This is a genomic window from Pseudomonas sp. S2_E01, from assembly GCF_054668365.1.
Genome location: NZ_CP162762.1, coordinates 3508192 through 3525487, shown reverse-complemented (window position 1 = coordinate 3525487; position 17296 = coordinate 3508192). Strand labels below are relative to the sequence as shown.

Below are 17296 nucleotides of genomic sequence, written 5' to 3'. Positions count from 1 at the left end.
CTCTGCTCGCCGAGTAAATCTCCCTTGTCCGTACTTGCTTGATTTTTCGATGGTAAATATAATAGTGATGGTATTTTAGTTATTGCCCTATGAGAGATACGTGAGTAAACTCAGCCAAAACCAACATCATGAGAGCTACCCATGAATACCTACAAGTACTCATCCTACTATAAAAGCGGGCTAACCTTTGAAGAGCTTTCTAAGGAAGAACAAGAGCGTAATATCGGGCTATTTTACACCGATGTGGTTAGCCTCTTTGAGGATGGCGATGAAATCATCTCAATGGATGACAATGGCATCGTGAGCATTCAAACAACTCTGGATGAGAATGAGTGTGATGATTTGGTCGCAAAGGTAGCTATAGGGTTATACCTATTGCCTATGAAGCAGTGAGTAGAGCGATTTCACTAGGAGGTACCTCTCAGAACTGGAGTTTGGTAGCAGCGTATTGTAGTTGAACTCCATTCACTAACACGTGATGTCAGCTTACCCCTCTCATTCGGGCAATCAGCACACTCGGCAACATCTTACCGCCTCTCCACAGGCTCCATTCATTATAGAGTGTGCGCTATCTCTATGTGCTGGGGTTTGGTCCTCAAAGACGCAACAACCTGTGCCGCTTTCTATTTCGGGCTGGTCTGGCCTGCACACGCTCCGCTGTAACAGAGTTCTATTTTAACAAAACTCACTGCGTGCTGCTGTAGATGCATTCCAATGGTGGCAGTGTAAAATGTCAGGCGCACTGGACGTGACCTTGAGTAAAGTCCACCCCCTATTTTGTAATCTCGATTTCAAGTCGAATCCGTATGTTCAAGTGGTCAAAATCCCTGAGTGAATATATCTGGATATTGATCCGACATAATTAACGCCACGGACTTCTGTGAATGACCACCAGCCGACATCTTCGCCAAATCCCCTGATCCTTCTCAGGATCGCGTATGTGGTGTGTTAGATGAATACCAGTGTCTTGCACGCACTCAGCCTTTATCGTTGGCTAGTGAGGGCTGGGCGATTTAATTCGAAGAGAACTGAAGTCCAAGGTTCTTCATTACTCGACTCACTTGGATTGAAGACCACTTACCGCCCCGGCTTGTGGGGATGCCCTTGCCGTTCAGGCAATCAGCCACCTGTTGCAGAGTACTGCCGTTGTCGTGCAGGCACTCAGTGATGTGTGGGCGTACTGACTTCAGCCACAGTTTTGAACGCTCTTGAATGGCCACATTCCCCTTGGCCCGGTTGACATTGGTGCGGCCTTTCTCCAGTGCTTCAGTACGGCGGGCGATCTTCTCGGCAGACTGGATGTCACCCTCATCAGCACGCTTCTTGAGGGTTGCCAGAGTTTCCTTGGTACGTTGACTGATGAACTCCCGCTCCTGTTGGGCTAGTGCTGCAAACAGGTGAAGTTCAAATGTCTTAGCGTGGGGCATGGTTGCCACTTTGAACTCTGTCTGCTCCATCAGACGGGCGATGTGGTGAACGGAACGGGACAACCGGTCCAGCTTGGCAACAACTAACTGGGCTCCCAATTCCTTGCACATTGCCAAAGCCTTGGCACCCTCTGGACGATCCTCAATAGCCAACTTACCCGACACGACATCCACGAACGCACCGACGATGTTCCAACCGTTCTGTTGGGCTGCACGGTTGATGTACTCAAGTTGAGCCTCAAGACCTAGACCAGACTCACCCTGCCCCCGAGTCGAAACGCGGCAGTAGCTCACTACGTCGATGGTGCTGGTGGTGGTCATGTCTTGGCTCCTGAAAGTGTGTCTGGAAACCAATGTAACATGGCATGAACGGTCGTTCTAGGTTTGTTATAGCCGTTCTTGACGAAGAAGTCTGATCGCACTGGCGATCCCTTCGGCGTTTGAGTCGAGGACTTGCAACGCTGACACGGCGTTGTCTGGCACATCCACAGAGCCACGTTCAGCCACCCACTTGGCGAGTTCTTCGATAGCAGCACCAATGCCGTTCTGACTGATCACCAGCAGCTCTAGGGCGTTGGCTATAGCTTCGTTCTGTTCTGACATGGCTGTCGTCCTTGATGGGTGAACAAAGATCGTAGCTTAGACGTTACTAAATGACGTATATCGGAACTTGTCGTGAGATCGACAAACCGTCATGGTTAACGCCAGCACCCTGTGACGGCATTGCTACGCCGTTTGTGCAAAGGTCTGTGATGGATGATCATCCAGCGTTGGCTGGTGACTCGTTTTCCTCTCGTTTTCACCTGTTTTGCTTTCACCTGTGATGAAGTTGCAGAGAATGTTACGGGAATGCTTAACCTGAATTGCTCAGACACCTGTAAAAATGCGGGCTGGAGCAGTTGTTTGCACAATAAGTTGTCACATGAACGACCAGGATGATCCTGTTGTGATCCGTGATTCATCACCTGATTTAATCCTGTTGCAAATGGTGACTATAATGCAGATGTGAAAAAGCCCCTGTGACGCGGTTAGCGCAACAGAGGCTGATAAGGGTAGTGATGTGTTGGTGACATTGTAAAAGCTCTCAGAAAGGCTTGTAGGGGCTTGCAGCGTGTACTTGGTTGTTACGCTGGGATATCTAAAGGCTTGAACAATTCATTAACTTCTTTATCGATTTCAGCCAGTCGTTTTGCTTTCGCGTCCTCAATTTTCTTTTGTTCTTTCAATTCGGCAGACTGGATGAGTTGTTGACGTACCATGTCTTGGTAACGAGCACGCTCAGATTCAAGAAACTCAACATACTTCGTCTTCTCATTCACTCGAATTTCAGCAATGTCCTGAGCCTGCATTGCTTCTGGCTTGATCATCCAGCAACCGTATTTGAGTGCTTCAAAACTGATAAATTGGTTGCGTGCAATACGGTGGCCTTCAGCAGTCTTTGCTGATACCAGTTCCAAGAAATCATACGACAATGGTGCTGTGACATACGTCATTGATTGCGTAGTGTTGTGATACACATGAATCCAGCCTGCTACACGGCTTTCAAACTCTGCATCATCCCACTTTGGTGGAACGCCATGTACGATAATCTTATCTGTCTTAATGTCGGTAGTGGTATTGGTCATGTTTACTTCCTCGTTTGTTGTGAGATACGTGCTTTGATCTTGGTAATGGGCTTGCCACCGGGAATGCTAGCGAGCAGTTTGTTAACCTCGGCAATTTGCTCTTCAAAGCGATTAGTCAATTGCTTTGGTTGTTCTGGTTGTTGCGTTACTTGACTTGGTTGCAACTGTGCTTGATGCTTCAGATCAGGATTTTTCAACATTGCTTGTACATGTTCTTTCGCTTGTTTTTGAACAAGTGCTTCTGCTTGCCTTGCTGCTCTTCTTTCTTCTTTCTTCTATCTTTGCGTCAACTCTTGTGCGCTCGTTAGCAATATCTAATAGTCGTGCAATCTCTCGTTCAAGTGCTTGTGCTTGGTTCTCTTCAGTTGTCATTTGTATTCCTCTTGAGCTAGGTGCAGTGCTGAAACACCATGTTCTGTTGTCAGTTGGTCGATGATGTCAGTGGCGCGACGGTATTCTGTTTTATTACCTATCGCGGCTGCTGTCTGCTTGACGTAAATGTAATGTTTAATTTGCTGAATCGCCAAGAGACGTTCAAGCTCGTACGTAGTGAGTAAGTTCACTATATTCATTGTGGGTTTTTCCTTTTGAAGAGTTAATTGTAGAAATAGGCTGGCATATGGTTGATTTAGTACTTTACATGCCCAGTTTATGTGGCTTGTAGACGAGGTAAAACAGGTACCCTGTACCCTAGCTAGGGGTCGCCATTTTTATCCGGTTTCGACCAGTGAACTCAGGAACGAGGGGCTAATGGCTGCGAGCTCACCAGCGGACACCAGAGTCCCATTACGATTAGCCTTTGACTTCAACCGATAGTACTTATCCAGTACAGTGCTTGAAGCAGCATGGAAGGTGTGATGTTGATCTGGTGTGGGTATATTAGATGTTGTGATAACAGCTTTGATCAGTTGTGATGGCGTGTGCAGTACGAGGTAATTGCTCAATGGTATTTCCTTATTTTCGTTGAATTAAGTTCCTTTGATTTACAATGGAAGTAGGTGTAATTACAGCTGTTATCAGCTTCTGGTCGGTGGTGTCCCAAGTGCACGACTCATCACAAGCGCATCAACAGTCAATCCAAGATTGTTCGCTACAAGCCGCAAGCTTTCAAAGTGCTGAACTGTGAAAAGTAACTTCAAAGGAATGTGTTGTTTTTGACTAGATCGCCAGATACGGACCCTGCAAGTTGAACTGCATGTTTTGATATGAGACCGTTTGTTAATCATTTTTTTGTTACAGCTCAAACAATTTTTAATGCGCATAAATGTGCCTCCTTGATATTGGTAAGGTGGTTGGTTGAATGGTTGCATATGTTGCCGAATGGCCAATAAAAAAGGCCAACCTGTTGAGGATGACCTTTTTAATTTAGTGGAGGAGAGTTGCCAACATACTGTCGAGAAATGGCTAAATAACCTAACAGTAGCACCATGAGGGAGTGGTGATGAGGATGTTGTTTGGCTCTCTCCTATATATCTACCATTCTATCAAGTCAGTTGAAATAAGTCAATACAGTTGCAACTAAATGCAACCTTTTTTTCATTGTTTTTAAATGTGGAAGTGTGATCTGGATTTATTCGAAGTGACATGCAATGTTGGGCTTCAGGAAAGCATGCAGATGATTATGATGTATTTGGTTTTGGTCGTAGATGATCGAGGCTGATTGTTTAACGAGTGTATTGTTTAAGGGTGAACATATTTGTCTATTTACAAACAATTCACTCTCTATCAATCATGATTGGCAATCACGCCAGCGTCAACGGTGTGATGTTGATGACTGATGCTTGGTTCACTTTGTTCTCTTGCCCTGAATGTTCTCAGAGAATGTTCCCGTGTTACCACATAGAAGCAATGTCAACACTTTATTCGCTTACGCATCACTGCTGATCACATCAGTATGTCAATCGATTAAATTTCACTAACCATAAAACCAGTGTCAGCAAGTGAGCCGGAGGCGAATGCTTTACAGATGTGGGAAAGCGAAGCCCACCATGCTTTTGATCTGATTTCAGAGTATCACTCTGAATGCGTACTTCTGTTGTGTACAACAGGATGTAATGTCTTTGTTTGATGGGGTCTATCCCCATCCTTTTCTCTACCTATCTCTAATGCCTCACTGGGCGAGCTAGCCCAGAAATATTCAATGCCCAAAGATTAAACTTTGGGAGGAGAACTTGTGAAACTGCACATCTTTCCTAAAAAGCTTCTTAGGATCAATGTGCAGAACTGCCAGCGTACTGTGGTGAATTTACAGGATTGCTATGTGTCAAACAGCCTGAGCTAAACGCCATTCCTTTCTCCAATTCGAAACGGTGTTTCGATGAGCGTCTGTGATGCTTACAATTTCAACATTCTTCTTGCCTTGTCCAAATAGTTCGAATACTTGCAGTTTCCTTGGGTCTTCAGTCGTTCTGCGATCTTTATGGACAGGGATGGTTTCAGACAAGCTCCAGTCAATCTTGGCATTCGGCATGTACGTGGAGACAAAGTAATCAGCCACTCGCTCATCCGGTACGAATAGTTGAATCTTCTTAGTATTGCTTTTGTCTCGTATTGCTGTCCGAGTCGCTGCCTGTAAGCTAGGTTCCAAAAATCTGGTGACGATGAATCCTTGGCGAAATACACGACCATACTTTGCAGCTAGATATTCCAGTGCGAGCTGATCGGATGGCGATGGATTTCCACCAAACAAGAGGACGGCGTCAGTTTCGCCTTGATAATCATTCAAGCCGCGACTGTCGATTGAGCAGCGATGCACGGTTCCCCTTGGCAGCCATCTGAAGCTTGCCCACTTGTTGCTGAACAGAAGCGGAGTTCCAATGGTCCGCTGGAGGATTTCTTTCAGAATGTCATCAATCACCAGAGGCTCTCCCTGCTTCTGCTGATCCATAGCACTTCCATCATGTGCAGTCATTGTTACAGCGGATTTGCTGTAGTTTCGCCCCTTCGGCATGACAGGGTGGATCGTGACAGGGGAGGTGTAGCCGTCAAACGCTGGCGTGAAATCAGACCTTGCGTATGTGACTCCATGCACCTGAGCAAAATCATCGAACAGACTACCAATTACACTGGCCGCAAGAACGTGCACCTCTTCCGCCGCAGCAAAGGTGTCCCAGCAGTTGGACTCGACTACTGATCGAACATACCTGTTTCCATTGGGTATCTCGGAATCAATGAATACTGGATGCCCATCCTTCAGGCATTCGTAGATACGAGCCCCTTCTTTGCTCAACATCGACGTGCGGTCTGCTCCTGCTGATACAGCCTTGAAGGTCGCCAATGATGTTTCAATCGCACCTGCACAACCGTCCCGTATATGTAGACGTCCATCCCGCTCCACTGCGTTCACAAACAGTTGAGCAAGCTCCGATGGCTCGAATGGGTACGCTGGAAAATCAACCACAGGCGGTAGTTCGTCGACGACTAGCATCCAGCCATGGAGCAAATTTGGTCGTACGGCAAAAATGCTCAGATGTGTCGTGATAATCAGATGGTTTGCCTTCGTCTTCAATGCAGCCGTCAGCTCCGTGCCAACGTGATCACAGGTGGTGGAGTTGATGACACGGTAAGGCAGGCCAGCTGGCAAACGGCTAACAAAGCTATCGGTGAGGTCGAGGGTGGGGAGTGCTAGTGCAATGGAGCGTCCCGCAGAAAGCAGAGACGGAATTTGGCTAATGAGTGCCTGAGTCTTGCCCGCTCCCGGAGCGGATACAGCGGTGTGGAGCACTTTATTGGGGACGATACTGGTCATCTTAATTTCTCCTTCTTTAAGTTCAATTCATAGGCAATTCCTCTCGGGGTGCTGCCAATTGGTTTTGGTAAATCGCAGACGCAAAAAAACCTCCTTGCAAGGCACCAATTTGGATCGGTGGTCGCGTGGAGGTTTCCAGATTGTCTGTCTGCTCACTGAAGCAGGCGCGCTATTATACAGTATTTAAAGACAATGTCAACTATTGTGTTGCTATTAGTTGTTGTTATGTGCTTGGCAGCGAAAGATGTCCCAGTGCATCGACCATTGTTTTGAATGGGAAGTGGCTAAACCATTTGGATGGGGCGGGGCAGCCAATTCCTAATTCATCGTGGCTACCCCTTTAGTTTGATCAGTCGATTAGGTGCAACACGTCCCTGACATTCAGGTGGGAGTAGCGAGCAACTGATCGCGTATCCCTGTGTCCTGAGACGATCATGATCTGAGCGTTGTTGAATCCCTTTTTCGCGACGTTCGTGATTCTGGTGTGCCTGAGTTGGTGAAGTCGAACGCTACTGTCTAAGCCTGCCTTCACGCGTGCCAAGCGCACAGCCTGAGTTACGGCGTGCGGTGTAACCGTGAACACTTGGCCGTTTGGGTGGCGTGCCACAGTAGCCAACAGTTGGGCAAGTTGGAGTATTTCAACAGCACGGTGGGTGAGGGGGACTGATCGGGTGCCGTTCTTCCCGTCGATCACATCGGCAATGCGGTCATTGAGGTGCAGGCAGTCTTTGGTCAGCTTCAGGATTTCGGATCGCCGCATTGCCGTCTCGTATGCCAGTTCCACAATGAGTTGCATGGTGGGAGACAGTTTCGCCAGTAATCGCTCAAGCTCGCTTGCACGAACAACCTTATCGGAAGAGCGATCAGGCTTTGGGAGTGCGATATCGCTGATAGGGTTGTGAATGTTGATCAGTAGGCCGCGTTTGGCGAACCTGTAGAAGCGGGACATGAATGCGAGTTGCGTTCTGCACGTGGACGGCTTGACCCTCTTCAATCGCATGATCTTGAAGTCGTTGATCATCTGCGGGGTGATTTCGTGAATGGGTTGCGTGAAGTGTCTGCCCAAATGCTCAACGATTTTCAGTGCGTGGTCGTAGCTACCTTTCCCCTTGAGCATGGTTTCGCAGTAGGTCATGCCCAACGTATAGATGGTGTGGTGCTTGCGATCCATCGTCACGGCTTCAAGCTGATTGGCCCATGACTGAGCTTCGGCTTTGGTGGCGAAAGTTTTCGACTGGGCAGATTTACCCTTTACCCGTACCTGAGCGTTCCAGTTGCCAGACGGAAGTAAGCGAATATTGGCCATTTTTGACGCCTCATAATGTGAATGGGCGTTCTGTGAAATCCAAGAGCAGCAGGGCTTGCAGCTTGCGCAAGCAGACATTGACATGGTGGGGGTCGTTGGTTCGAGTCCAATCGCGCCTACCAAACAAAATCCGCTCTGCTGGGCGGTCTAGAGGGGTCACCGGAAACGGTGACCCCTTTTTGCTTTTGCGATTTGCAAAAAACTGCCCCCCTCAGTCGGATCACACCTCTTGGTTTTGTTTCCTCATCTTCAAAAGTGCATCTCTCGTCATTTGCTCATGAGCAGTGCTTGTGATTGCTGCTGGGGGAGGATTGGATTTGCGACTGTCGTCGCTTGACTTACACAAAAAAGCCCGCTCAGTGGCGGGCTTCTTTTTAGCTGTCGGCTTGGACGGGCGGATAGCCTAGTTGAATCTTGAGCTCATGCTCTATTTTTCGACATTCCCGACTGAGCACGCTTTTTTCTTCAGCTGAGCCTGTGAATTGGCGTTCTTTGCGATGGCACAGTTCAATCGCGTCGCGTGTACGGGCTTTCGAGTTTCCTTCCACGATAGCGCCATATACCAGAAATAAAACGACAGCGGCACATACGCCGCCTACTGCTCTACCAATCATTTCGCCCCCATCAACATGCCTCAATGTTATCATTTAATGGCAAACAGCTACTATTTTTTCCTGCGGAGTGTAGGAAAAATCGCATCCGGTAGTAGGCTTTATGTCGAGTGGGAACGTCAGGAGGAAATACGAGCGATGCGTCTGCACTGGGTTTGATCGCTGCTACCAGGATGGAGGCCTGAGTAAAGCCGTCCTCGGCCGGTTTATTCTCACTCGACCGCTTACTGGGGTGCCGGAAGGGCTGCTCGCTTCAGTTGCGGGCACTAGTCAATAATTGTCAACCCACCATGCTCCGCGCGTTCACTCCAAGCGATGGTGTGGCTCGTCTTGTTCCGGCGCACTTTTTTTATTCCGCAATCTCCAGTGCGTTCGAAGGTCTCCGAGACATCGTCGGGTGTTGAACATCGCCCCTGCGATGGCTTGCTTGCAGTCGCTAGTCCCAAAAATGGATCTCTTAACGTCCCCTCATTAACCCAGTTTTGAGAGAAATTACAATTTGCGACGAGGGACAAGGCATGCAGATTTGGCAGCAGGCCTGGCCAATTCGTTGAATGCAGGATGCCGGTTGATGAGCTACTACTGACAAGTCTTATCTTGGGCACACTGGCAGGAGTTTATCGATGGCTCACTGGCTTCTTGCAGCGCTTCATCTCTTGGCGTTTGGCGTGGGATTCTGGGCGGTGCTGACGCGTGGTACACACTTTCGGCGTTTGGCCGCAGGCGCTGGCGGGGCTCGCAGTGTTTTGATCGCGGACAATATCTGGGGGATTTGCGCCCTGGTTCTGTTGGTGACCGGTGGGATGCGTGCTTTCGGCGGATTTGAGAAAGGCACGGATTATTACCTGCAGCAGCCGTTGTTTCACCTCAAGATGACGCTGTTCGTGTTGATTCTGTTGCTGGAGCTCGCACCGATGATGACTTTGATCAAGTGGCGAATAGCGCTGGCCCGCGGCGCGACAATCGATACCGCACGCGCGAAGTTGTTTGCGCGGATCAGTCATGTTGAAGGTTTGATGATGTTGCTGATGGTCGTCGCTGCAACGGGTATGGCGCGTGGCGTTACGTTTGGTTAACGGTTACCCACAAAAGCAGCGAGCAGCCTGACGCGAGGAATAGGGCGTGGAAGCCTGCGAATCTTTAGCCAGCCATCGTCGTCGAGAACGGGCTGGCTACTGACTGCAGCAGGATTCAGGACTGCGGTTTGTCCGGGGCGGTCAAACCGGCTTGAATGCGCTGGTAAATTTCTTCGCGGTGCACCGCAACGTCTTTCGGGGCATTGATACCGATTCGGACTTGCTGGCCGCTTACGCCCAGGATGGTGATCGTAATGTCATCGCCAATGTTTATGCTTTCACCGACTTTGCGGGTGAGTATCAGCATGGTCTTCTCCTTGATTGCTTTGTTGGGCACCTGATTCGGACAGTGCAGAGGTCGGTGGTATGTATAGATTAGTGCGAAGTCTCACGGTTTGGGTGCCTCTTTCTGACGCGCAGATGCTGCATTAATTCCCAAGGCGTAACTATACAGAGGCCGCATCCATCATTCTCGTTGTTTTCAGTCCATTTTGTGGGGCTCAACAAGTATTCATGGATGATAAAATCCCCGCTTTGAGTCTTCAGAGGGAAGCGTTGTGCGCAAATTGGCCTTGGTAATCGCAGTACTGGCGTTGGCGGGATGTGGTGAGGGCAAGCGCGTTGAAGCGGCAAAGCCGCAACCTTCGGCGGTCTCGACGCCGGCAGTCGCTTCTGCACCTCAATGGGATCTTGAGGTGCGGGGTGAAATAACCCAGGCCGTCAGCGATTTGAGTGGCTGGTTGATTGAGCACAGCTTCATCGCCAATGTGGTCAAGGAAAACGGCAAGACCCGCATCCTGATGGGGCCTTACAGCTCGAAAGCCGAGGCTGAGGCCAAGCAGGACGAGGTGCGCGCGGCGCTGACTCGTGCCAAGAAACAGAATATTGAATTGCTGGTCATCGAGCGGCCGGCGGCTCAATAAAGGCGTCTTCGCTGTAGCCAGGCGATCCTTCGATTGGGTTGAAACAACAAAGGCCCCGGATTTCCAGTCCGGGGCCTTTGTTGTTTCAATCGTGTTTAACCGCAAGCTTTCATGTCGACCGGTCCGACGAACTCATTGCCGCGCCCCATCACGCACGCCACGCTCTGGTTGCGCTGCCGCTCCCAGGCTTGCACCGGGTAGGTTTTGTTCCAGGCGTCATACAGTTGCCGATCCTGTTTGGACAGGCGTAAACCGTATTGCTTGCTCATGTAGAAATAAGTTCGAGCAATCATGCCGCGAATGGATGGGCGTGGCATAACCTTCTTCGCCTTGAAATCAATCTGAGTCAGGCACGAACCATACTGGCCCGATTGCTCCGGCAGCCAGCCGAAGCTGAAATTGCTGCGGTCTCCGTTCACCTCGCCAATACTCGGCACCAAGTTGTGCAAGTCGGCTTCGGCCCTTTGATACGTCGGGTCGTGTCGCGTGCAATTCTTGCGTCCGCCTTCCTGCCAGCATTGGCGCTGATGGCCAATCTGCCAGGCCGGGACGATGTGCTCCCACTCGATGCGCGAGGCGCGTTTGGCGTTTTTACGCGGTATGTAACCGCAGACTGAGAGGTTCACCTTGTTGCCGGTGTACTTGCACCCGCAATAGAACTCGGTGGACTGCGGGGCATACAGCTTCCAGGCGACTTTCTTGGCTTCGTTGAAGGTGCGCGGGGCGTCGGCCTGGGCGCCCACGGTGAAAAATATCAATAGCAAAACAAACCAGCGGACACTCATTGACTCAGTCTTCCTTCGGCACAACCCAGAAAATCTGCACACCGCCATCGTCGCGATAGGCGAGGGTGACGTTATCGTTCTCGTCGATTTCCTCGAGTAACTGCTCCCAGTCATCCACGGGCTCGTCCGGCAAACGGAAGATCAGTGCGGCCCTGGCTTTCTGGGCGGTGGGGGAATTGATGATTTTCTGAACGCGAATGCCCATGCGTTGATAGGCGTCAGGAGAAGCGGAGGTGGTGTCCACGGAATTGTCCTTATTAAGCTGTACGTGCATACAGTATTTAACCGTAAGCATTTTCGCAACTGCTTAAAATTCAAGAAAATCCTCTGACAGCGTTTTTTTCCGTTTGGTGTAGGAAGAAGGAATTTTTTATCCGCCAGTGTGGCTGTGAGCGTCGCTAAAGAATTCCGTACTCAGGTCGATGCCCTTCAAAGGATTTTTTTCCAGGAGTTCCCATGTCCCTTTCGATTGGCTTTCCCCATCCGAGCGCAATCACCATCGGCGGTAAATCCACAGCCACGATCGACGCCCTGAGCGAATCGACTTCAGGGACCTCCGCCTTGGCCCTGGGTAAGGACGAGGAGGGGGATGTCACTCAAGTGCGAACCGGTGGCGGCCCACTTACCGAGAATAAAAAAGCCGATAGCGACAGCGGGAGTGACCAGAGTGTCGCGGTGAAGACGTTGCTCAAGCGCATGCGCGAGCTGCAACAGCAACTGCGAGAGCAACAGCAACAATTGGCAGCAGCGCAGGCCGCTCCTTACCCCACGCCGGAAGCGAAGCAGGCAGTCGTGATGTCGATTCAGGGACAAATCGCCGACACCAGCAGCGCACTGCTGCAAGTGACGGCCAGCCTGGTCAAGGAAATGGCAAAGGGTTCCAGTACGGGCAACATCGTCAGCACCACGGCTTAGGTTGCGTGGTGTTCAGAGCGAGTGTAGCTCTCAGGGTCGTTGACAAATGACTACAAGGTTCGCATGTAAGATGCCGGCTGCTGTTCAAGGGAATGAGCAAAGGTTCCAGCACCACCACGGCGTGGGTTTCATAGGTTGTCGCTACGAACGCAACTCTCAGGGTCGTTGACAAATGACTACAAGGTTCGCATAGTTCGGTCTTCGCAAACGTTTGCGGGGCTCCGTCGATCGCTTATTCCCTGGCGCTGGCGGTGAAGCTTACACCAGCGCAAGCGTTGCTCAGAATAATCATAAGATCGGAGTGAACCCATGAAGCTGCCATTCGCTGGACGTCTTCTTGCTGTCGCTATGCTGGCTGCCGCATCCGCCGCGCTGCCTGTCTCCTCGGCTTTCGCCGAATCCCCTGAAAAGCCCAAAGTCGCGCTGGTCATGAAATCCTTGGCCAATGAATTCTTCCTGACCATGGAAGATGGCGCCAAAGCCTACCAGAAAGAACACTCCGGCGATTTCGAACTGATTTCCAACGGCATCAAGGACGAAACGGACACCGCCAACCAGATCCGTATCGTCGAGCAGATGATTGTTTCCAAGGTCAATGCACTGGTGATCGCCCCGGCTGACTCCAAAGCCATGGTGCCAGTGATCAAGAAGGCCGTGGATGCCGGCATCACAGTGGTCAACATCGATAACCAGCTCGACCCTGCTGTGGTCAAAAGCAAAAATATCAGCGTTCCGTTCGTAGGCCCGGACAATCGCAAGGGTGCACGTCTGGTGGGCGAATACCTGGCCAAACAACTGAAGGCCGGTGACGAAGTCGGCATCATCGAAGGCGTGTCCACTACCACCAACGCCCAAGCCCGCACCGCAGGCTTCAAGGATGCAATGGAGGCGGCGCAAATCAAGGTCGTGTCCCTGCAATCCGGTGATTGGGAAATCAACAAAGGCAACCAGGTTGCCGCCTCCATGCTCAGCGAATACCCGAACATCAAGGCGCTGCTGGCTGGCAACGACAGCATGGCCGTCGGCGCGGTGTCCGCGGTGCGGGCGGCGGGCAAGGCCGGCAAGGTGCAAGTGGTCGGGTACGACAACATCAATGCGATCAAGCCGATGCTCAAGGACGGTCGCGTCCTCGCCACGGCGGACCAATACGCCGCCAAGCAGGCGGTGTTCGGCATCGAAACGGCGCTGAAGATCATCAAGGGTGAAAAGGTCGACAGCGGCGCCAACGGCGTCATCGAAACGCCGGTCGAGCTGGTAACCAAGTAGTCCTTCTCGCGGCACAACGGTGCTCGCCCGTCCGGGCGAGCGCATGGAGATTCTTATGTCAGTTTCCGCACCGAACGCTGTCCTCTCGGTCAGCGGTATCGGCAAGACGTATGCGCAACCTGTCCTCACCGGCATCGACCTGACGTTGATGCGTGGCGAGGTCTTGGCGCTGACCGGCGAGAACGGCGCCGGCAAAAGCACGCTGTCGAAGATCATCGGCGGGCTGGTCACGCCGACCACTGGCCAGATGCAATTTCAGGGTCAGGATTATCGTCCTGGCAGCCGTACCCAAGCGGAAGAGTTGGGCATCCGCATGGTCATGCAGGAGCTCAATCTGCTGCCGACCCTGTCCGTGGCGGAAAACCTGTTCCTCGACAATCTGCCGAGCAATGCAGGTTGGATCAGTCGCAAGCAACTGCGCAAGGCAGCGATCGAAGCCATGGCTCAGGTCGGGCTGGACGCAATCGATCCGGACACCCTGGTTGGCGAGTTGGGCATCGGTCATCAGCAAATGGTCGAGATTGCCCGCAATCTGATTGGTGATTGCCGGGTGCTGATCCTCGACGAGCCGACCGCGATGCTCACCGCTCGCGAAGTGGAAATGCTCTTCGAGCAGATCACCCGCTTGCAAGCGCGTGGCGTGTCGATCATTTACATTTCCCATCGCCTTGAAGAGCTGGCGCGGGTGGCGCAGCGCATTGCGGTGCTGCGCGACGGCAATCTGGTGTGTGTCGAGCCGATGGCCAACTACACCAGCGAACAACTGGTCACCCTGATGGTTGGGCGTGAACTGGGCGAACACATCGACATGGGGCCGCGCAAGATTGGCGCGCCAGCGTTGACGGTCACGGGCCTGAGTCGTGCCGACAAGGTGCGCGACGTGTCCTTCGAAGTGCGTGCCGGCGAGATCTTCGGCATATCCGGGCTGATCGGGGCAGGGCGCACCGAGTTACTGCGCCTGATTTTTGGTGCCGATGTCCCGGACAGCGGCACGGTTGCGCTGGGTTCGCCGGCGCGGGTCGCGACTATTCGCTCGCCAGCGGATGCCGTTGCGCACGGTATCGCCTTGATTACCGAAGACCGCAAGGGTGAAGGCTTGCTGTTGACGCAATCGATCAGCGCCAACATTGCCCTGGGCAACATGGCGGAAATTTCCAGGGCGGGGGTCGTCAACAACGCCGATGAGTTGTCCCTGGCCCAGCGCCAGGTCGACGCCATGCGCATCCGCAGTTCCAGCCCGACGCAAACGGTATCGGAGCTGTCCGGCGGCAACCAGCAGAAAGTCGTGATCGGTCGCTGGCTGGAGCGCGACTGTTCGGTGTTGCTGTTCGACGAGCCTACACGTGGCATCGACGTAGGCGCCAAATTCGACATTTATGCACTGCTCGGTGAGCTGACCCGTCAGGGCAAGGCGCTGGTGGTGGTGTCCAGCGACCTGCGCGAACTGATGTTGATCTGCGACCGCATTGGCGTGCTGTCGGCGGGGCGTCTGATCGAGACATTCGAGCGCGACAGCTGGACCCAGGATGACTTGCTTGCTGCCGCTTTTGCCGGTTACCAAAAACGTGATGCGTTGCTCAACGAAGCAGCGCCTAGGGATCTCCCATGAAAACTGCAACGCCTGGCGGTAAACGTAGCGGCAACTTCTACGGTCTGGGCACTTATCTGGGTCTGGCCGGTGCCTTGCTGGCGATGATTGTGCTGTTCTCGATCCTCAGCAGCCATTTCCTGTCGTATGACACCTTCAGCACCCTGGCCAACCAGATTCCGGACTTGATGGTGCTGGCGGTCGGCATGACGTTTGTGTTGATCATCGGCGGCATTGATCTCTCTGTCGGGTCGGTGTTGGCGCTGGCGGCATCGACTGTCAGCGTGGCCATTCTTGGCTGGGGCTGGAGCGTGCTGCCGGCGGCACTGCTGGGCATGGCGGCCGCGGCATTGGCCGGGACCATCACGGGTTCGATCACTGTGGCCTGGCGTATTCCGTCGTTCATCGTTTCCCTGGGTGTCCTGGAAATGGCGCGAGGCGTGGCGTATCAGATGACCGGTTCGCGCACCGCCTATATCGGCGACGCCTTTGCGTGGCTGTCCAATCCGATCGCGTTCGGCATTTCACCGTCATTCATTATTGCCTTGTTGATCATCTTCGTGGCGCAAGCCGTATTGACCCGCACCGTGTTCGGGCGTTACCTGATCGGTATCGGAACCAATGAGGAAGCGGTGCGTCTGGCCGGGATCAATCCCAAGCCCTACAAGATCCTCGTCTTCAGCCTGATGGGGTTGCTGGCCGGGATCGCTGCGTTGTTCCAGATTTCGCGGCTGGAGGCAGCGGACCCGAATGCCGGTTCCGGCCTGGAGCTGCAAGTGATCGCAGCGGTGGTGATCGGTGGCACCAGCCTGATGGGCGGGCGCGGCTCGGTGATCAGCACGTTTTTCGGGGTGTTGATCATTTCCGTACTGGCGGCTGGCCTGGCGCAGATTGGCGCGACCGAGCCGACCAAGCGCATCATTACCGGTGCGGTGATCGTCGTGGCGGTGGTGCTGGACACCTACCGCAGTCAACGCGCAAGTCGGCGGACCTGAGCCATGGCAACCATCAAAGATGTGGCAGCCCTTGCAGGGATTTCCTACACCACCGTTTCCCACGTGGTAAACAAGACGCGTCCGGTCAGTGAAGAAGTACGGGTCAAGGTCGAGGCGGCGATCAAAAGCCTCGACTACGTGCCCAGTGCGGTGGCCCGCTCATTGAAAGCCAAGACCACGGCCACCATCGGCCTGTTGGTGCCGAACAGCCTCAACCCGTACTTCGCCGAGCTGGCGCGCGGTATCGAGGATTACTGCGAGCGCAATGGCTATTGCGTGATCCTGTGCAACTCCGACGACAACCCGGACAAGCAGCGCAGCTACCTTCGCGTACTGCTGGAAAAACGCATAGACGGGCTGATCGTGGCCTCCGCCGGTGGGGATGCCGGTTTCGCCGAAGGGCTGGCGGGCGTGCGTACGCCGATGGTCATCGTCGACCGTGGGCTGCAAGGCGTGAGTGCCGACCTGGTGCGCATCGACCATGAATACGGCGCATATCTGGCGACCCGACACCTTTTGGAGTTGGGGCATCGGGATATCGCCATGATCGGTGGTCCGGCGGACACCAGCGTCGCGCAGATGCGTCTGGCAGGTTATTGCCGTGCCTTGCAGGAGGCGGGCGTCGAAGTGGTTCACGAGCGTGTGCTGCAAAGCGACTTCACCAGCACTGGCGGTTACGTTGCTGCCGCAACCCTGCTGGAAAACAACCCGCCCACGGCGATTTTTGCCGGTAACGACATGATCGGCTTCGGTGTCCTGCGAGCCGCCGCCGAGCGCAACATTCGCGTGCCGAGCGAACTGTCGGTGATCGGCTTCGACGATATCCAGATGAGCCGCTATGTCTATCCGGCGCTGACCACCGTGGGCCAATCGATTCTGCAATTGGGCGAAATGGCGGCCGGTGTGCTGTTGCGCAGGATCGCCAAACCGGAAACGGCTATCGATCAACGGATCGTGACGCCGAGTATTGTCTTGCGTGAATCGACTGCGCCCCTGGCCGGTCTGTTCGCGCAATTGCGTTGAAACTTTGA

Annotated in this window: 19 protein-coding genes; 8 read left to right on the top strand and 11 right to left on the bottom strand. The window is 52.8% G+C overall.

From position 1 onward, the window contains the following. Positions 1 to 141: 141 nt before the first annotated feature. Entirely contained in the window at positions 142 to 393 is a 252-nt protein-coding gene (locus tag AB4O36_RS16295; protein ID WP_460139731.1) for a hypothetical protein, read from the top strand. A 620-nt stretch (positions 394 to 1013) separates the two neighbouring features. Here the strand turns inward: AB4O36_RS16295 and AB4O36_RS16290 are convergent. The 8 genes from AB4O36_RS16290 to AB4O36_RS16255 form a co-directional block, all read right to left on the bottom strand. Further along, positions 1014 to 1748, bottom strand: coding sequence for a recombinase family protein (locus tag AB4O36_RS16290; RefSeq protein ID WP_460139730.1), 735 nt, complete (start codon positions 1746 to 1748; stop codon positions 1014 to 1016). A 66-nt stretch (positions 1749 to 1814) separates the two neighbouring features. Continuing rightward, on the bottom strand, positions 1815 to 2030 hold the full coding sequence (locus AB4O36_RS16285; RefSeq protein WP_460139729.1) for a hypothetical protein: 216 nt from the start codon (positions 2028 to 2030) through the stop codon (positions 1815 to 1817). Positions 2031 to 2551: 521 nt separating this feature from the next. Continuing rightward, positions 2552 to 3052 carry a hypothetical protein gene (locus AB4O36_RS16280; protein ID WP_460139728.1) on the bottom strand — a complete coding sequence of 167 codons (501 nt, stop codon included), beginning with the start codon at positions 3050 to 3052 and terminating at the stop codon, positions 2552 to 2554. Between the two features lie 2 nt (positions 3053 to 3054). After that, entirely contained in the window at positions 3055 to 3252 is a 198-nt protein-coding gene (locus AB4O36_RS16275; RefSeq protein ID WP_460139727.1) for a hypothetical protein, read from the bottom strand. Further along, positions 3236 to 3424: a hypothetical protein gene (locus tag AB4O36_RS16270; protein WP_460139726.1), complete on the bottom strand. Its 189-nt coding sequence runs from the start codon at positions 3422 to 3424 to the stop codon at positions 3236 to 3238. Before AB4O36_RS16270 ends, AB4O36_RS16275 begins: the two co-directional genes overlap by 17 nt. Then, a complete protein-coding gene (locus tag AB4O36_RS16265; RefSeq protein WP_460139725.1) occupies positions 3421 to 3624 on the bottom strand; it encodes a hypothetical protein in 204 nt (67 codons plus the stop codon). Before AB4O36_RS16265 ends, AB4O36_RS16270 begins: the two co-directional genes overlap by 4 nt. Before the next feature lie 1691 nt (positions 3625 to 5315). Further along, positions 5316 to 6800, bottom strand: coding sequence for a hypothetical protein (locus tag AB4O36_RS16260; RefSeq protein WP_460139724.1), 1485 nt, complete (start codon positions 6798 to 6800; stop codon positions 5316 to 5318). Between the two features lie 349 nt (positions 6801 to 7149). Further along, a complete protein-coding gene (locus AB4O36_RS16255; protein WP_460139723.1) occupies positions 7150 to 8106 on the bottom strand; it encodes a tyrosine-type recombinase/integrase in 957 nt (318 codons plus the stop codon). 1234 nt (positions 8107 to 9340) lie between these two features. Here AB4O36_RS16255 and AB4O36_RS16250 point away from each other — a divergent pair. Further along, the gene (locus AB4O36_RS16250; RefSeq protein WP_460139722.1) at positions 9341 to 9793 is read left to right on the top strand and encodes a DUF2214 family protein; all 453 of its coding nucleotides are present in this window, start codon (positions 9341 to 9343) and stop codon (positions 9791 to 9793) included. A gap of 115 nt (positions 9794 to 9908) precedes the next feature. On the opposite strand, the gene csrA is transcribed toward AB4O36_RS16250, so the two are convergent. Next, positions 9909 to 10100, bottom strand: a complete 192-nt coding sequence (gene csrA, locus AB4O36_RS16245; RefSeq protein WP_008028241.1) for a carbon storage regulator CsrA — start codon at positions 10098 to 10100, stop codon at positions 9909 to 9911. 250 nt (positions 10101 to 10350) lie between these two features. On the opposite strand from csrA, the gene AB4O36_RS16240 reads away from it, so the two are divergent. After that, entirely contained in the window at positions 10351 to 10716 is a 366-nt protein-coding gene (locus AB4O36_RS16240; RefSeq protein ID WP_460116680.1) for an SPOR domain-containing protein, read from the top strand. Positions 10717 to 10811: 95 nt separating this feature from the next. Here AB4O36_RS16240 and AB4O36_RS16235 read toward each other — a convergent pair whose 3' ends face one another. Continuing rightward, positions 10812 to 11501, bottom strand: coding sequence for an endonuclease (locus tag AB4O36_RS16235; protein WP_460139721.1), 690 nt, complete (start codon positions 11499 to 11501; stop codon positions 10812 to 10814). A 4-nt stretch (positions 11502 to 11505) separates the two neighbouring features. Further along, the gene (locus AB4O36_RS16230) at positions 11506 to 11796 is read right to left on the bottom strand and encodes a DUF1654 domain-containing protein (RefSeq protein WP_460116677.1); all 291 of its coding nucleotides are present in this window, start codon (positions 11794 to 11796) and stop codon (positions 11506 to 11508) included. 161 nt (positions 11797 to 11957) lie between these two features. On the opposite strand from AB4O36_RS16230, the gene AB4O36_RS16225 reads away from it, so the two are divergent. From AB4O36_RS16225 to AB4O36_RS16205, 5 genes are all read left to right on the top strand, one after another. Further along, positions 11958 to 12416: a hypothetical protein gene (locus AB4O36_RS16225; RefSeq protein WP_460139720.1), complete on the top strand. Its 459-nt coding sequence runs from the start codon at positions 11958 to 11960 to the stop codon at positions 12414 to 12416. Between the two features lie 309 nt (positions 12417 to 12725). Then, positions 12726 to 13682: a substrate-binding domain-containing protein gene (locus AB4O36_RS16220; RefSeq protein ID WP_460116674.1), complete on the top strand. Its 957-nt coding sequence runs from the start codon at positions 12726 to 12728 to the stop codon at positions 13680 to 13682. A gap of 55 nt (positions 13683 to 13737) precedes the next feature. Then, complete coding sequence (locus tag AB4O36_RS16215; protein WP_460116673.1) at positions 13738 to 15291, top strand: sugar ABC transporter ATP-binding protein; 1554 nt, start codon at positions 13738 to 13740, stop codon at positions 15289 to 15291. Then, positions 15288 to 16265, top strand: coding sequence for an ABC transporter permease (locus AB4O36_RS16210; protein WP_460116671.1), 978 nt, complete (start codon positions 15288 to 15290; stop codon positions 16263 to 16265). Before AB4O36_RS16215 ends, AB4O36_RS16210 begins: the two co-directional genes overlap by 4 nt. A 3-nt stretch (positions 16266 to 16268) precedes the next feature. Next, positions 16269 to 17288 carry a LacI family DNA-binding transcriptional regulator gene (locus AB4O36_RS16205; RefSeq protein ID WP_460139719.1) on the top strand — a complete coding sequence of 340 codons (1020 nt, stop codon included), beginning with the start codon at positions 16269 to 16271 and terminating at the stop codon, positions 17286 to 17288. The last annotated feature ends 8 nt before the right edge of the window (positions 17289 to 17296 follow it).

Excerpts from the sequence above, each read along its gene's own strand:
- AB4O36_RS16265 (WP_460139725.1), bottom strand. The coding sequence starts at position 3,624 with ATGAATATAGTGAACTTACTCACTACGTACGAGCTTGAACGTCTCTTG.
- AB4O36_RS16260 (WP_460139724.1), bottom strand. The coding sequence starts at position 6,800 with ATGACCAGTATCGTCCCCAATAAAGTGCTCCACACCGCTGTATCCGCT.
- AB4O36_RS16285 (WP_460139729.1), bottom strand. The coding sequence starts at position 2,030 with ATGTCAGAACAGAACGAAGCTATAGCCAACGCCCTAGAGCTGCTGGTG.
- AB4O36_RS16205 (WP_460139719.1), top strand. The coding sequence starts at position 16,269 with ATGGCAACCATCAAAGATGTGGCAGCCCTTGCAGGGATTTCCTACACC.
- AB4O36_RS16270 (WP_460139726.1), bottom strand. The coding sequence starts at position 3,424 with ATGACAACTGAAGAGAACCAAGCACAAGCACTTGAACGAGAGATTGCA.
- AB4O36_RS16220 (WP_460116674.1), top strand. The coding sequence starts at position 12,726 with ATGAAGCTGCCATTCGCTGGACGTCTTCTTGCTGTCGCTATGCTGGCT.
- csrA (WP_008028241.1), bottom strand. The coding sequence starts at position 10,100 with ATGCTGATACTCACCCGCAAAGTCGGTGAAAGCATAAACATTGGCGAT.
- AB4O36_RS16255 (WP_460139723.1), bottom strand. The coding sequence starts at position 8,106 with ATGGCCAATATTCGCTTACTTCCGTCTGGCAACTGGAACGCTCAGGTA.
- AB4O36_RS16250 (WP_460139722.1), top strand. The coding sequence starts at position 9,341 with ATGGCTCACTGGCTTCTTGCAGCGCTTCATCTCTTGGCGTTTGGCGTG.
- AB4O36_RS16290 (WP_460139730.1), bottom strand. The coding sequence starts at position 1,748 with ATGACCACCACCAGCACCATCGACGTAGTGAGCTACTGCCGCGTTTCG.
- AB4O36_RS16295 (WP_460139731.1), top strand. The coding sequence starts at position 142 with ATGAATACCTACAAGTACTCATCCTACTATAAAAGCGGGCTAACCTTT.
- AB4O36_RS16210 (WP_460116671.1), top strand. The coding sequence starts at position 15,288 with ATGAAAACTGCAACGCCTGGCGGTAAACGTAGCGGCAACTTCTACGGT.
- AB4O36_RS16235 (WP_460139721.1), bottom strand. The coding sequence starts at position 11,501 with ATGAGTGTCCGCTGGTTTGTTTTGCTATTGATATTTTTCACCGTGGGC.
- AB4O36_RS16230 (WP_460116677.1), bottom strand. The coding sequence starts at position 11,796 with ATGCTTACGGTTAAATACTGTATGCACGTACAGCTTAATAAGGACAAT.
- AB4O36_RS16280 (WP_460139728.1), bottom strand. The coding sequence starts at position 3,052 with ATGACCAATACCACTACCGACATTAAGACAGATAAGATTATCGTACAT.
- AB4O36_RS16275 (WP_460139727.1), bottom strand. The coding sequence starts at position 3,252 with ATGTTGAAAAATCCTGATCTGAAGCATCAAGCACAGTTGCAACCAAGT.
- AB4O36_RS16215 (WP_460116673.1), top strand. The coding sequence starts at position 13,738 with ATGTCAGTTTCCGCACCGAACGCTGTCCTCTCGGTCAGCGGTATCGGC.
- AB4O36_RS16225 (WP_460139720.1), top strand. The coding sequence starts at position 11,958 with ATGTCCCTTTCGATTGGCTTTCCCCATCCGAGCGCAATCACCATCGGC.